14 protein-coding genes and 1 tRNA gene are annotated in these 13,235 nt (G+C 38.3%); 6 read left to right on the plus strand and 9 right to left on the minus strand.

What is annotated here, in order from left to right:
- Positions 1–8 precede the first annotated feature (8 nt).
- From CFPU101_RS06410 to CFPU101_RS06435, 6 genes are all read right to left on the minus strand, one after another.
- The gene (locus tag CFPU101_RS06410; RefSeq protein ID WP_206814501.1) at positions 9–416 is read right to left on the minus strand and encodes a hypothetical protein; all 408 of its coding nucleotides are present in this window, start codon (positions 414–416) and stop codon (positions 9–11) included.
- Between the two features lie 160 nt (positions 417–576).
- Positions 577–648: transfer RNA gene (locus CFPU101_RS06415), tRNA-Gly, on the minus strand.
- Between the two features lie 43 nt (positions 649–691).
- Complete coding sequence (gene ribH, locus CFPU101_RS06420) at positions 692–1,276, minus strand: 6,7-dimethyl-8-ribityllumazine synthase (RefSeq protein ID WP_206814502.1); 585 nt, start codon at positions 1,274–1,276, stop codon at positions 692–694.
- A 117-nt stretch (positions 1,277–1,393) separates the two neighbouring features.
- Positions 1,394–1,582, minus strand: coding sequence for a photosystem II reaction center protein PsbZ (psbZ, locus tag CFPU101_RS06425; protein ID WP_206814503.1), 189 nt, complete (start codon positions 1,580–1,582; stop codon positions 1,394–1,396).
- 151 nt (positions 1,583–1,733) lie between these two features.
- On the minus strand, positions 1,734–1,961 hold the full coding sequence (locus tag CFPU101_RS06430) for a ferredoxin-thioredoxin reductase variable chain (protein ID WP_206814504.1): 228 nt from the start codon (positions 1,959–1,961) through the stop codon (positions 1,734–1,736).
- Positions 1,962–2,069: 108 nt separating this feature from the next.
- Positions 2,070–2,750, minus strand: a complete 681-nt coding sequence (locus tag CFPU101_RS06435) for an SRPBCC family protein (protein ID WP_206814505.1) — start codon at positions 2,748–2,750, stop codon at positions 2,070–2,072.
- 141 nt (positions 2,751–2,891) lie between these two features.
- Between CFPU101_RS06435 and CFPU101_RS06440 the strand changes: the two genes are divergently transcribed.
- Complete coding sequence (locus tag CFPU101_RS06440; RefSeq protein WP_206814506.1) at positions 2,892–3,716, plus strand: SDR family oxidoreductase; 825 nt, start codon at positions 2,892–2,894, stop codon at positions 3,714–3,716.
- An 11-nt stretch (positions 3,717–3,727) separates the two neighbouring features.
- Here CFPU101_RS06440 and mutY read toward each other — a convergent pair whose 3' ends face one another.
- From mutY to CFPU101_RS06455, 3 genes are all read right to left on the minus strand, one after another.
- Positions 3,728–4,825, minus strand: coding sequence for an A/G-specific adenine glycosylase (gene mutY, locus CFPU101_RS06445; RefSeq protein WP_206814507.1), 1,098 nt, complete (start codon positions 4,823–4,825; stop codon positions 3,728–3,730).
- 38 nt (positions 4,826–4,863) lie between these two features.
- Complete coding sequence (locus tag CFPU101_RS06450) at positions 4,864–5,217, minus strand: DUF760 domain-containing protein (RefSeq protein ID WP_206814508.1); 354 nt, start codon at positions 5,215–5,217, stop codon at positions 4,864–4,866.
- A gap of 132 nt (positions 5,218–5,349) precedes the next feature.
- Positions 5,350–6,306, minus strand: coding sequence for an RNA polymerase sigma factor, RpoD/SigA family (locus tag CFPU101_RS06455; RefSeq protein ID WP_206814509.1), 957 nt, complete (start codon positions 6,304–6,306; stop codon positions 5,350–5,352).
- A gap of 506 nt (positions 6,307–6,812) precedes the next feature.
- Here CFPU101_RS06455 and CFPU101_RS06460 point away from each other — a divergent pair.
- From CFPU101_RS06460 to hisC, 5 genes are all read left to right on the plus strand, one after another.
- Positions 6,813–7,451, plus strand: coding sequence for a histidine phosphatase family protein (locus CFPU101_RS06460; protein ID WP_206814510.1), 639 nt, complete (start codon positions 6,813–6,815; stop codon positions 7,449–7,451).
- Positions 7,452–7,689: 238 nt separating this feature from the next.
- The gene (locus CFPU101_RS06465; RefSeq protein WP_206814631.1) at positions 7,690–9,054 is read left to right on the plus strand and encodes a cobyrinate a,c-diamide synthase; all 1,365 of its coding nucleotides are present in this window, start codon (positions 7,690–7,692) and stop codon (positions 9,052–9,054) included.
- 411 nt (positions 9,055–9,465) lie between these two features.
- Positions 9,466–11,262 carry an iron uptake porin gene (locus CFPU101_RS06470; RefSeq protein WP_206814511.1) on the plus strand — a complete coding sequence of 599 codons (1,797 nt, stop codon included), beginning with the start codon at positions 9,466–9,468 and terminating at the stop codon, positions 11,260–11,262.
- A gap of 130 nt (positions 11,263–11,392) precedes the next feature.
- Positions 11,393–12,073, plus strand: coding sequence for a TVP38/TMEM64 family protein (locus CFPU101_RS06475; protein WP_206814512.1), 681 nt, complete (start codon positions 11,393–11,395; stop codon positions 12,071–12,073).
- Positions 12,074–12,150: 77 nt separating this feature from the next.
- Positions 12,151–13,191, plus strand: coding sequence for a histidinol-phosphate transaminase (gene hisC, locus CFPU101_RS06480; protein ID WP_206814513.1), 1,041 nt, complete (start codon positions 12,151–12,153; stop codon positions 13,189–13,191).
- Positions 13,192–13,235 lie beyond the last annotated feature (44 nt).

Consider the following 13,235-nt stretch of genomic DNA (forward strand, 5'->3'; position numbering starts at 1 on the left):
ATACATCTCTAACGCCGATAGGCTAACCAAAAGATCAGAGCAGGTAAAATAATCAGTAGCATTGCTAGGATTGCCCAAAGAATCATCCCCACACTAGACGGCGCATTCAGGACTAAAGGAAGCCAAACAATCAGTAAAAGTAAAATTATGCCTAGTATAACGGGTAAGTAGCCCTCTCCTAATCGAGGATTGGCCGCTAACCAACGATGTCCCGTCCAACGCCAAGAACGCTTATAAGGATAAGTTGAGGAAAGTTGTTCAATTACATGACCATTGTCTTGAACGACAAAAATTTGCTGACACCTCTCACAGCCTAATGCTTCTGTCAAAATAATTGGGCTTAAATGACCTCGCCGACGACAAGGACACGGATAATCTTGATTTAATTCTATTTTTTGAAACTTTTGTGGTCGCACAAGATCAGTAGAAAAATTAGGTTAATTATACTTCGTACTCTCTAGTATATGCTGTGTCATCAATAGGTGGTTTGATCCCTTAATTTAAACCTTAATTAAAAGCTCGATGAATCGATCATTAAAGCTTTTTTTAATTTTTTTGAATAAACTTTTTTCACTAAGCGGGCAACGCGATTCGAACGCGCGACATTCACCTTGGCAAGGTGACGCTCTACCACTGAGCTATGCCCGCAAATTTCAGACTTTAATTATCATCTCAAACTTTAGGGTGTTTGTCAAGTATTAGAGTCTAAATTTTCCGTTTCTTTTAGATTAGCCGCATTTAGCTGTGTGGGTGCTGATACGGGTAAAACTGAAATGGTTCCCGCTTCGGCGTGATCCAGTTTTTGGACTTGACGCATTAAACTCGCCATTTCTAGGGCATTAAGGGCATAATTCCAACCCAAATTACTCTTAATGCCTGCTCGTTCTAAAGCTTGTTGCATGGTATCGGTAGTGAGAATCCCAAACACAACGGGAACTCCAGTTTGCCAGCCCACCGCCGCAATTCCTTTAGCGGCTTCTGCTGCCACAAAATCAAAATGGGGCGTTTGTCCTTTGATAATCGCTCCTAAACAGATAATGGCATCATAACGATGAGTTAATGCTAACTGACGAGCCATCATCGGTACTTCAAAACTTCCAGGTACCCAGACATAATCAACCTGTGTACCATTTGGGTCAACATCAACGCCGTGACGTTTGAGACAGTCTTGACATCCCGACAAAAGCTTATCAGTCACTAGATCATTAAAACGACCAATTACGATCGCAAAACGAAAAGAGGCTGAATCTTGAAATGTTCCCTCAAAAACGGTCATATGCTAATGAAGCAGTGAGTAGTGAACTAATTAAATAAGATCAAGGATTAAGGGTCAAGGGAAATTTTTTAACCTTTAACCCTTTTCCCTAAAAAACAAAGTACTCTAATTGTTGAGTTAGATGACAAAGAAGCTAAGACCACCGACTAGAAGTACTAAGGCTATCCAAACACCAGATCCGATATAAAGTAGGGGTTTAGCTTGATCCCAGTTTTGAGGTGAAGCATAAGCCACAGGTACCCCAACAACCATGAGAAAAGAAAACAGAACCAATGCAGTTAGCGCGATTTGAAAGATAATAGACATTTTTATAGTTCTCCGTTTGACAATGACAAGATTGTATATGATCCCTTTTTTAAGATGGTGATCTAATCTTTGTTCTGATTAGTACGGTATCAAAAATTGACCCCTTATGAGAAGCCTATTTTAAAAAAAGTGAAAAGATCATCGACGTTGTTCAATTGGTGATCGCTTCAAGTTCCGAGTCACGAAAATGACTTTTAAACTTTGGACTAAACTCAACGACGATGGGCAAGTTAGCACTAATTGGTCTACCTTCCCATGTGGTAATGATACTAATGATCGTCCCTTCCATTCCTATGATGTCGAATGGTTCCTTTTTGTGTTGCGGATGGTGATAAACCACGACAGATTGACTGACACGGACGCGATCACCGACTTTCATAACTTCCCTCTTTTCTGCTACTTCTGAAAGCACAACAGTCCTGAAATCTTTTGAAACAACCTTATTATTGTTACATAGGAGTGACCCCTGCTCACTGATGGGGCTTAACTATTGATTCATCTGCGCTCTTCGATTAATTTCTTTAGAAATCGCTTGTAAGGTTTCTTCTAGGCTGTCTTCGTAAATACCATAAAAAATACCTCGCCATGATACACCTCCTGGATCGACTTCCACTTGATGCGTGATCAAAAGTTGGATTGGCGTATTACCATTCGGTTTAGAAAGCGGTTGAATTGTCCAAGATCCCTCTAAGGATTTGATTTCACCCGATGTCATTCTAAAAGCAATTTTTTTCGGGTAGGTTTCAGTGACGGCGATGCGAATTTTTGATCTTCTACTAAAAATAGCCGCCTGAATAATTTTGATTTGTTCAAAAATCTTATTATTACCATTGTTTTCGATTATTTTACTTTCGGCTACATCTGGGAGAAATTTTTCATAATTATCATAATCGGTTAAAACCGCCCAGGCGATCGCAGGACTAGCTCTAACGATCATTTTTCCTGTATATTGTCCTTGTTCACCTGTCAGCGTTACTTGTCCTTCGCGTACACCCCTTTGTTTTTGGCTAATTTGTTTTTGATTCGACAATGGTTCTACTGCTAAAGCCGAAAAATGAGGGTTCATCTTAGCGTTAGTTAAAAATGTGACGAAAGTTAGTACTGACACTAAACCGATAAATAATTGATTTCTCTTTTTTGTTGTCTGGATTGCAAAGGACTGATTCATCAAAAATTATTTAACAATACAGGTTATTTATTTTAAAAATATTATAATTTCTAAAAATTAATTATACATTTATTTTTTTTATTTGTCAAAAAAATAGAAAATATATTATTAAACTTTAAATAATTCTTTGGAGAAAATTTTATGTATTTTCAGCACCTACATTCAATCATTACAGGTGGCTCTAGTGGAATTGGACAAGCCACAGCACAATTATTAGCAAAAGAAGGAAGCAATATAACAATTATTGCACGAGATCCAAAAAAACTAGAAGCAGCAAAACATGAATTGAAAAAATTGTGTAAATCACCCGAACAAAAAATACTAGCTTTAGCAGCAGATGTGAGCGATCGCATCTCGATTGAACAAGCAATTACTAAGGCTATTGCACAAATTGGCCTCCCTGATATTTTAGTAACTTCTGCGGGAATTGCTCATCCAGATTATTTTCAAAACCTCTCTATTGATGTTTTTGAAAAAACCATGGCGGTTAATTATTTCGGTACACTTTATTGCCTTAAAGCCGTCTTGCCAGAAATGGAAAAACGTAAAAAAGGTCATATTATTGTTTTATCTTCAGGTGCGGGTTTAATTGGTATATATGGTTACAGTGCTTATAGTCCTAGTAAATTTGCCATTCGAGGGTTAGCAGAATCTTTAAGAGGTGAATTAAAACTATCAGGTATTAATCTTTCGATTGTTTATCCACCCGATACAGATACACCGCAACTTAAACAAGAAAATAAAACGAAACCCCCCGAAACTAAAGCCATTACTGCTACTGCTAAAATTTGGAGTGCTGAAGAGGTAGGACAAGCAATTCTTCAAGGAATTAAACGTAATTCGTTTATTATTACACCAGGTTCCGAGATGAGTATTTTAGCTAAAATCCATAGTCTATTTTTACCTTTGCTGAACCAATATTTTGATAAAACTGTTGCCAAAGTTAGAGCCAATAAAAATCAATAGCTTGCTTAAATTTAGAGCATTTTTGAATGTCTTTCTTTTAAAGCTTTAATAATTTTAAGATTAGCTTTAGGAAACGGAAATTGTTCAAGTTCATCAATTGTCACCCACCGAATTTCGTCACATTCAATGGGACGCGCTTCACCTGCAAGATAACGACAATTGTAGACATATAAGGTAACGCGAAAATGAGTATAAGCATGATCAACTGTCATTAGTAAATCATTAACCTCAATCTCAAGATCAATTTCTTCTTTAATTTCTCGTTTAATACATTCTTCGACAGTTTCGTTTTCTTCAATTTTACCACCTGGAAACTCCCAAAGTCCGCCAAGTAAACCTTTTGCGGGACGACGATCAATTAAGATTTGTCCTTGCTCATTATAGATGACGGCGACACCGATTTTTTTATGAGGGATGGGCGCGGCAGTTTCAGTCATAGGGATTTGATTTTGGATTCCTTGATGATTGGCTTGACAAAAGGGCTGCCAAGGACATAATAAACATACTGGATTTTTTGGCGTGCATACAGTTGCCCCCAAGTCCATTAAAGCTTGATTAAAGTCTCTTGGCGAATCTGGATCAATTAAATGATCTGATAAATGCCAAAGTTTTTCAAGAGCTTGTTTTGGGGGAACAGGTAAAGCAATCAACCGAGATAAAACACGCTTAACATTACCGTCTAAAATAGAAACGGGCTGGTTAAACGCAGCACTTAGAATTCCGCCTGCTGTGGTTCGACCAATTCCAGGTAATTTTAAAATAGTATTTAAGTCTTGAGGGACGTTCTTTTGATAATTTCTAACTATAATTTGTGCTGCTTGATGTAAATTACGCGCACGAGCATAATAGCCCAATCCTTCCCAAGCTTTTAAGACTTGTTGTAAATCTGATGTGGCGAGGGCTTCTATTGTGGGAAAAAGATTTAACCAACGATGGTAATAGGAAATAACGGTTTTAACTTGGGTTTGCTGTAACATGATCTCCGAAACCCAAATGGAATAGGGATCAAGATTTTCACGCCAAGGTAATTTCCGACCCGACTGAGCATACCAAGATAAAAGATCTCGTCTTAATTTGACAATATCTAAAACTGATGTTTGATCCTGCATGGGTTCGGTATCGAATCAGCTTTAGACATCAAGGAAAATTAATGTTCGGAACTATCATCTTTTACATGACTCTGAATGCTAAACAGAGATTTTTCAAAGTTCATGCGTTGTTCGGCGTTGCGGAGAAAATAACCACTCATCATTGCAGAAGCGAGTAAACGACCTAAATTTTCTCTACTGGTATTTACGGTCACCCCAAAATGCTCCGAAGGAAGATTACCGAGTAAACCGATGATATTGCGTTCCATCACCTGAAACACTTCAGATGATTCGGGTTTAGAAAGTTGCGTAATCGTGTCTGGACTTAGCGACTGTACATATTGCCACAAACTTTCGCTACTCTCTCCATCTTGATTGAAAAAACCCTGGGAACGATTTAATTCATTGTTCACGTTGGCCTCCTGTGGACTTTTGAGTGATTAAACGAAACAATTATTAATGAATTGTTTCTTTAATTTAACAGTTTTTTGAGATGTTCAAAGTCGGTAGAACCGAACTTTAGTATCTAGTTCACCGACTTTTATTTAGCTTGCCAAATATTCTTTTATATTTCCTTTGCGTTTTCTCAGTTTGGCAAGGGCTTCTCGTTCGATTTGTCTGACCCGTTCTCGGCTAATATTGAGGCGATGACCAATTTTAGCTAATGTTAGGGGTTGACCATCAGAAAGACCGAAGCGTAAAGAAAGAACTTCCCGTTGTTGGGGGGTTAGATCTTCCATTAGCTTTTCTAAATCAATCTGTAGGGATGAATGAGTGGCAAAATCTTCGGGAGATGGGCCTGTGTCTTCTAGGAGTTCACCTAATTCTGTATCTTGATTATCCCCAACTCTGAGATCTAATGAAAGGGGCTGACGCGCTCTTTCTAAATAGTCTCTGACTTGTTTGGGAGAAAGTTCAAGTTCTTCTGCTAATTCGGTTACACTGGCAGCATGACCATTTTGTTGTGCTAAGTAGCGTTGTGCCTTTTTAATTTTGTTGAGTTTTTCGGTGATGTGGATGGGTAGACGAATGGTACGGCTTTTTTCGGCGATCGCACGAGTAATTGCTTGACGAATCCACCAATAAGCATAGGTTGAAAAGCGATATCCTTTAGTTGGGTCAAATTTCTCTACACCTCGCTGCATCCCGATTGTACCTTCTTGAATTAAATCTAATAAATCTAGATTACGTTTAAGATACTTTTTCGCTACGGAAACAACTAAACGTAGATTTGCTTCTACCATTTTACGTTTAGCTAAATCTCCCGCACCGACTTCACGGCGTAACTGTTCTATGCTAATCTGAGCCGCTTCAGCCCATTGACTCTCTGTTGGTTCGGAGCCTAATTTTGTTGCTAATGACTCTTTGACTCTTTCTAAGTCCATTAGTCTTTGAACCTGCTTGGCGAAGACGATTTCCTCTTCGTGGGTGAGCAAAGGAACTCGACCAATTTCTCTAAGATAGGCGCGGACTGGATCAGTAGGATTTTTAGGAGTTTTCATGACGAGTGCATCGCTCTGATAGATAGTTAGACAAACAAAAGGTTAAAAGGAATCAGATTATAGAGTAAACATTATGAGAGTTATCTATAGATTTTTTAAAGAGAGAAGAAGGGGGGATAGTAGGATGAAGACAGTAAACTAAGTCAAGAAAGTAACTCAAAACTATGCTGAACCTACACCAAAAGTTTTTTTTTGTTTAGATAGTTTAAACTTGTTGGCTCCTTTGTCAATCCAGTATAGTTATGTAACCTTAATAATAATACACAAACTGTAAAGTTTTGTAAAGATTTTAAATAAATGTTCCTTTAGTCTGATATTCAAGTTAATTTAAACAGCGACTCGAACAGGGATCGACCTCGAAACGGTACATATAGATTAATCGGATTCAGTAAGAATTAGTGCATCATAGACAACAGAAATGTTTAAAAGTCTATTTGAGAACTGAACACTTACCTCTAAAATTTGTTTATCAAAATAAAAAACAGTTAACACTACGCTAATTTTAAATGCCTCAAACAATTTGGATAGCAAGACATGGTAACCGTCACGATTTTGTAAATCTTGAATGGTTTAATACAGCATCTTTACCTTATGATCCGCCTCTTTCAGATGATGGACTGATTCAAGCCCAAGAACTTGGAAAAAGACTAAGTAATGAAAAAATTTCTCACATTTTTTCTTCTCCTTTTTTAAGAACAATTCAAACAGCTAATCAAGTGGCAAAGATGAGCAATCTTCCAATTAAATTAGAAGCAGGTTTAAGTGAATGGTTAAATCCAGCATGGATGAGCAATAACCCGCAGCTTCACTCACAAGAAATGCTAGAAAAAAATTATCCTCGCATTGATTGGAGTTATACATCTTGTATTATTCCTCTTTACCCAGAAAGTGAAAAAACCATGCTATACCGTACAGCCGAAACTGCTAGACAATTAGTTTCACGATTCAATGAGAATATCTTATTAATTGGGCATGGGCCATCTATCCTAGGTACGACTGTCGGATTAATTGGCGGTGAGATTAAAATTAATGCTTCTTTCTGTGCTTTGATTAAAATTGTTCGTAGTGGTGAGCAATGGAGCATGGAATTAAACGGCGACACTTCTCACTTAAGCCAAAAAGAAACAAAGATACGTTTTAGTTAATTCTTTTTGAACAACCAAAGGAGCAGAACAAGATTAAGCATTTTGACTACTGCTAAAGACTACCAGTATCTAAAAAAGTTTCTTGACAGGATTAAATTTTTAAAATCAAGGTTGAAACAAATTAAATGAATCAAGATGTAATGCTTTTTTTCTTAGGTATTGCCATATTAATTTTATATTTATTCTTTTCTGCATGGACAGAGATGGGAACTAAAAACCCCTGGAAAAAATAATGGCTTTGATTATTGCAGGTGAACGAAGTGGCGTAGGAAAAACAACAATAACTTTAGCAATTTTAGCTTTTTTAACACAAAAAGGTTATTCTGTCCAATCATTTAAAGTTGGGCCAGATTATATCGATCCGATGTTCCATACAGCGATTACAAGTCTTCCCTGTCGCAATTTAGACCCGATTTTAACCTCAGAAAACTATGTACTATCTTGCTTTGGGCAATATTCACAAAATATAGATTATGCCTTAATTGAAGGGGTCATGGGCTTATTTGATGGGGTTCGCTATGATCAATTTATAGATTATGCGAGTACGGCTCATATTGCCCGTATCTTAAATATTCCCGTTATTCTGGTTATTGATTGTAGTCGTCTCTCAGGTTCGGTAGCTGCGATCGCTCAAGGTTATTCTTCCCTTGATCCTAAAATAAAAATAGCAGGTGTGATCTTAAATAAAGTTGGAAGCGATCGACACTTGGAACTATTACAAGAAGCATTATCACCCTTAAATATTCCGATCTTGGGCGTTTTGCGTCGTCATGATTTAATTGCACTACGGGATCGACATTTAGGGTTAATCCCAACTTTAGAATTATCTAATTCAAATCAATTATTTGAACAACTCGCCATATTAGCGCAAACGAGTTTCGACTGGGAGCAATTTTTACCTTTACTAAGTGCGACAGCTAATCAACGTGGAAAAACGATTTCAATAACATCCGCTTCTATCCCAGTTAAAATAGCGGTTGCTCAGGACAAGGCATTTAGTTTTTACTATCAAGACAATTTAGATATTTTAGAGAAACTAGGAGCAGAACTGATTTTTTGGAGTCCGATGAGCGAGTCAAGTTTACCAAAAGGTATTGATGGATTGTACTTTGGGGGGGGATTTCCCGAAGTATTTGCTCAAGAGTTAGCCGAAAATCGAATTTTAAGACAAGACATCAAAAATGCGATCGCCCAAGGTTTAGCCACCTATGCTGAATGTGGCGGTATGATGTATTTATGTGAACAACTCATTGACTTTGATGGCAAAATCTGGGATATGGTTGGGAGCTTACCCACGGTAACGCGGATGGAAAAAAAATTAACCCTCGGCTATCGTCAAGCAACCGCACAGCGAGAGGGATTAATGTTTAATTATGGCGATCGCGTAAAGGGACATGAGTTTCACTATTCCCAAGTTACCCATGTACCTGAATTTCCGTTGTTTGAGCTTCAAGGATTGTCAAGTAAAGCGATTACTACAGTAGAGGGATGGACGACACAAAATCTTCATGCTTCTTACTTACATATTCATTTTGGGGGATATCCCGCAGTTGCTCAAAAATTTCTCGATTATTGCCTTGCATTTTCCAAACACCTTCGTTAGACTAATAAATATAGAACTTTAAGTAAAAGCCGTTTAGGGAATAAGGAGGTGATGCCCATGATAGAAAGTAGTAAAACCATGGGTCACCTAGTTAACAAAAGTCGGCTGTGCGCCGGGGCTAGTCTTTAGTCCTCAGACTTAAACCTTTTAAGACTGATCTCGAGATTCTCTCGGCAGTCAGACGTTAACTAGGAGACCCGCTAGACCGCCTTTAGCCTTGTGTTACTAATCATTGAGTAACATCAAGGGTAAGGGCGGATAGTTTTTTTATAGGCGAATTTTAAGAAAAGCTGCAAAACTGTCTACTTTTTTACTCGCAATTTATTTTTATATAATAAAATGAACAGTGAGACTATGAATAGAAATGTTATATAGTCTAATTATGGTGTAATGGTGTGAGGACAATTAGAAATGTTTAAGCTGACTTGGAAGTCTTTGCTAATAAGTCCAACCCTTTTGGGAATAGCCTTAGCAGTTGCGTCTCCGGCTCAAGCGGATGATATGTTGAACGTGATCGAGGAGAGTCAGACAGGTTTGACCAACTCCAATACGACTGAGGTTCAACCAACATCTGACCCTGTAGTCAATCAACTCGAAGATTACAGTACAGAAGGATCGTTAGGTTCACTAGATCAAGTAACCAGCGTCAATCAATTGCGGGATGTAGAACCGACAGCCTGGGCGTTTGAAGCACTCAGAAGCTTAGTCGAACGCTATGGATGTATTGTTGGTTATCCCGATCGAACCTTTCGCGGTAATCGTGCGCTAACCCGTTGGGAATTTGCCGCAGGTTTAAACGCTTGTATGAACGTCATGGAACGTTTAATCCAAGATGGTGTTAGCGTTCTTCGTGAGGACATCGACAAGCTCAAAAGATTAATGGAAGAGTTTCAAGCAGAACTCGCGGCTCTTGGTGCCAGAGTTGATAACTTAGAAGCTAGAACTTCATTCTTAGAAGATCATCAGTTTTCGACAACAACCAAATTAGGCGGTGAAGTCATTTTCGCGCTCACTGATGTTTTTGGTGAATCTGATCAATCAGTGCAAACTGCTTTCCAAAGCAGAGTTCGTTTAGCCTTTAATACAAGTTTCACTGGAAAAGACCGTTTAGTCACTCGTTTAGCAGCAGGTTCTGGTGATCGGTTCAGACTAAACTATCAAAGCGTTGGATTTGATAATGAAGGTGGTGCTGCTCGAGTCGATTTTAATAATGTTGCTAGTCCAACTTTAACCCAAACCTTTAACTTAGCTCCTAGTACCGACAATAATGTTGCAGTTGACTGGTTAGCGTACTATACACCTCTTGGCCCAGTTAATTTGTATGTTGCTGCTTGGGGTGGTATTCCGAGCGACTTTTTACCGACTACCAATCCATTCTTTGAAGACTACGACGGTGGTAATGGTGCGTTATCGACCTTCGCCTCAGAAAGTCCCATCTTCCGAATTGGTGCAGGTACTGGTGGTAGTATCAGTCTTCCCATTGGTGGTGGTATTCTTGGCCCGAATGCAGCGATTAGTGCAGGTTATTTAGCTCCCAATGCCAATGATCCCAGAGAAGGTGCTGGTTTATACAATGGTGATTATGCAGCCTATGGTCAGTTAAACTTCAACTTGTTTGACAGATTAGCTCTTGGTGCAACCTATGTACACTCCTATCATGGTACTGATAGTGCTATTTATGGCAATGTAGTTGGTACAGAACTTTCTAACTTTGCAACAGCAGACTTAAATAGTAGTCTTAGCTCTCCTATTCCTGATGACGACTATATTGAGGGTTTAATTCCCTTTGATTTTCGACAAAAGGTCGTCAATAGCTATGGTATACAAGCGGCTCTCAAATTAACAGATTGGCTCAGTATTAGCGGATTTGGGATGTACTCTAATGTTACTCTGTTGGGTCGGGGCAATGCCGATGTCTGGAGTTACGGTGCTGGTGTTTCCTTCCCTGATTTATTCAAATCTGGCAACATATTAGGTATTTTTGCTGGTGTACCTCCTTATGTTGCTGGTTTAGATTCAAGAGGAACACCCGTCAAATTCCGTTACGATGCGCCCATTCACGTAGAAGTCTTCTACAAATATCAAGTCACCGATAATATTTCTTTAACTCCTGGTGTGATTTGGATTAAAAATCCTTCACAAGCACGTTTCTTAGGAGAGAACCAAGATGTATTCATTGGTACACTTCGTGGAACATTTACGTTCTAAGAACAAACCCAAATAATTTATTTTCACCCAAACTCTGTCAGAAAATGGCAGAGTTTTTTAGTTTCCTGATTCAAACCTGGGTGATTGTATTGAATTTACCTTAATCTAAAATTAGATAAAAACAAATTTTATGCTCATCGAAGTCAATTATTTAAGTATCATTTTGCCGATTCAGAATGAATTACAGCGTCTTCTAGAATGGATTGATAGTTTAGGTGTAGGGGGATACTTTGCCTTCACTTTGGTCTATATTGTAGCCAGTATTTTACTGCTTTCAGGGGCAATTTTAACCTTGGGTGCAGGGGCAATTTATGGCGTAGTCAAAGGCTCAGTATTAGTCATTGTAGCTTCTAATTTAGCAGCGATCGCCTCTTTTTTAGCAGGTCGTTATTTGGCTAGAGGATGGGTAAACAACCTGGTTAATCAAAAACCTAGCTTTAAAGCAATTGATGAAGCAGTAGCTAAAGAAGGATGGAAAATTGTGGGATTAACGCGCCTTTCCCCCTTATTCCCTTTTGTATTTCTCAATTATGCTTTTGGGTTAACGCAAATTTCTCTAAAAGATTATTGTCTTGCTTCTTGTATCGGAATGTTACCTGGTACGATTATGTATGTTTATCTCGGTTCTTTAGTCGGAGATATTGCCACACTAGGAACCCAAGGACGAGAAAAAACACCGTTAGAATGGTCTTTATATATTATTGGATTATTGGCAACCGTCGCAGTTACACTATATGTAACAAACATTGCTAAGAAAGCTTTAGACAATCAAATGATTTCTCAAAGCGAAAATAATTCATCTAATCATTAATACTTTTGTATTAGTCTAACGTTGAGCCACCTTGTAACGATATACTGTTCTTATTGCGTAGATCAAAACTAAACCCGATGTTACCGATACGAGATTGTGTGAGTCAAACCCCTGGATATACACCAGGAGAACAACCCCTTAGCTTAGATTTTATTAAACTGAATACAAACGAAAATCCTTACCCACCACCAGAAGAAATCTTTCGATCGCTCTCTACAGAACTCGCTCTTGTAAGATTGTATCCTGATCCAGTCTCTCAAAAATTGCGTCAAGCGGCGGCTAAGGTTTTTGGGGTATCCGTTAAACAAATCCTAGCGGGAAATGGTTCTGATGATATTCTAAATATTGCAGTACGAACCTTTGTTAATCCGGGTGAAACGGTTGCCTTTTTGGATTTAACGTATTCTTTGTATGAAACCATTGCTGAGGTACATGGAGCAAAGATTACAAAATTTGCCACTAATGATAAATTTGAATTAGATTCCCCGATTATTTGTAGTGACGCTAAATTAATTTTTCTCGCGTCTCCTAACCCTCCATTGGGGTTACACCTTAACCGTCAGTATTTAGAAGAAACCTGTGAAAAAGCAAGCGGTATCGTTTTAATCGATGAAGCTTATGTAGATTTTAGTGACGAGAATCACTGGGATTTCCTCGAAAAATACGACAATGTGATTATCAGTCGCACCATGTCTAAAAGTTATAGTTTAGCTGGGATGCGGATTGGGTTTGGGGTTGCTTCACCTGCCATTATCGAACAAATGGACAAAGTACGGGATTCTTATAATTTAGATCGGATTGCTCAAACTTTGGGAACGGCAGCCTTTGAACACAATGCTTATTTTCAAGAAATTTGGCAAAAAGTTAGAAATTCCCGTAGTCGTTTGATTACTGCTTTAAGAGAATTGGGTTTCATTGTTTTTGATTCTGAGTCTAATTTTGTTCTGGCTTCACCCCAATGGATGTCCGCCAAAGAATTATATAATCATCTCAAAGACCGTAAAGTATTAGTCCGATATTTTAATCATCCGAGAATTACCGATTATGTTCGGATTTCCATTGGAACTGATGAAGAATGCGATCGTTTATTAGAAGCGATTAAAGAGATTATGGATTAACTAAATAATTAATACGCCAGAGATTTGATTCCCTGACGTATTAA

Origin of the sequence: Chroococcus sp. FPU101, from assembly GCF_017312365.1 — a bacterium.
Classification (GTDB): Bacteria; Cyanobacteriota; Cyanobacteriia; order Cyanobacteriales; family Microcystaceae; genus Chroococcus.

What these genes read in the sequence shown, in the direction of transcription:
- ribH (WP_206814502.1), bottom strand. Translation starts at nt 1,276, where the DNA reads ATGACCGTTTTTGAGGGAACATTTCAAGATTCAGCCTCTTTTCGTTTT.
- psbZ (WP_206814503.1), bottom strand. Translation starts at nt 1,582, where the DNA reads ATGTCTATTATCTTTCAAATCGCGCTAACTGCATTGGTTCTGTTTTCT.
- CFPU101_RS06430 (WP_206814504.1), bottom strand. Translation starts at nt 1,961, where the DNA reads ATGAAAGTCGGTGATCGCGTCCGTGTCAGTCAATCTGTCGTGGTTTAT.
- CFPU101_RS06435 (WP_206814505.1), bottom strand. Translation starts at nt 2,750, where the DNA reads ATGAATCAGTCCTTTGCAATCCAGACAACAAAAAAGAGAAATCAATTA.
- CFPU101_RS06440 (WP_206814506.1), top strand. Translation starts at nt 2,892, where the DNA reads ATGTATTTTCAGCACCTACATTCAATCATTACAGGTGGCTCTAGTGGA.
- mutY (WP_206814507.1), bottom strand. Translation starts at nt 4,825, where the DNA reads ATGCAGGATCAAACATCAGTTTTAGATATTGTCAAATTAAGACGAGAT.
- CFPU101_RS06455 (WP_206814509.1), bottom strand. Translation starts at nt 6,306, where the DNA reads ATGAAAACTCCTAAAAATCCTACTGATCCAGTCCGCGCCTATCTTAGA.
- CFPU101_RS06460 (WP_206814510.1), top strand. Translation starts at nt 6,813, where the DNA reads ATGCCTCAAACAATTTGGATAGCAAGACATGGTAACCGTCACGATTTT.
- CFPU101_RS06470 (WP_206814511.1), top strand. Translation starts at nt 9,466, where the DNA reads ATGTTTAAGCTGACTTGGAAGTCTTTGCTAATAAGTCCAACCCTTTTG.
- CFPU101_RS06475 (WP_206814512.1), top strand. Translation starts at nt 11,393, where the DNA reads ATGCTCATCGAAGTCAATTATTTAAGTATCATTTTGCCGATTCAGAAT.
- hisC (WP_206814513.1), top strand. Translation starts at nt 12,151, where the DNA reads ATGTTACCGATACGAGATTGTGTGAGTCAAACCCCTGGATATACACCA.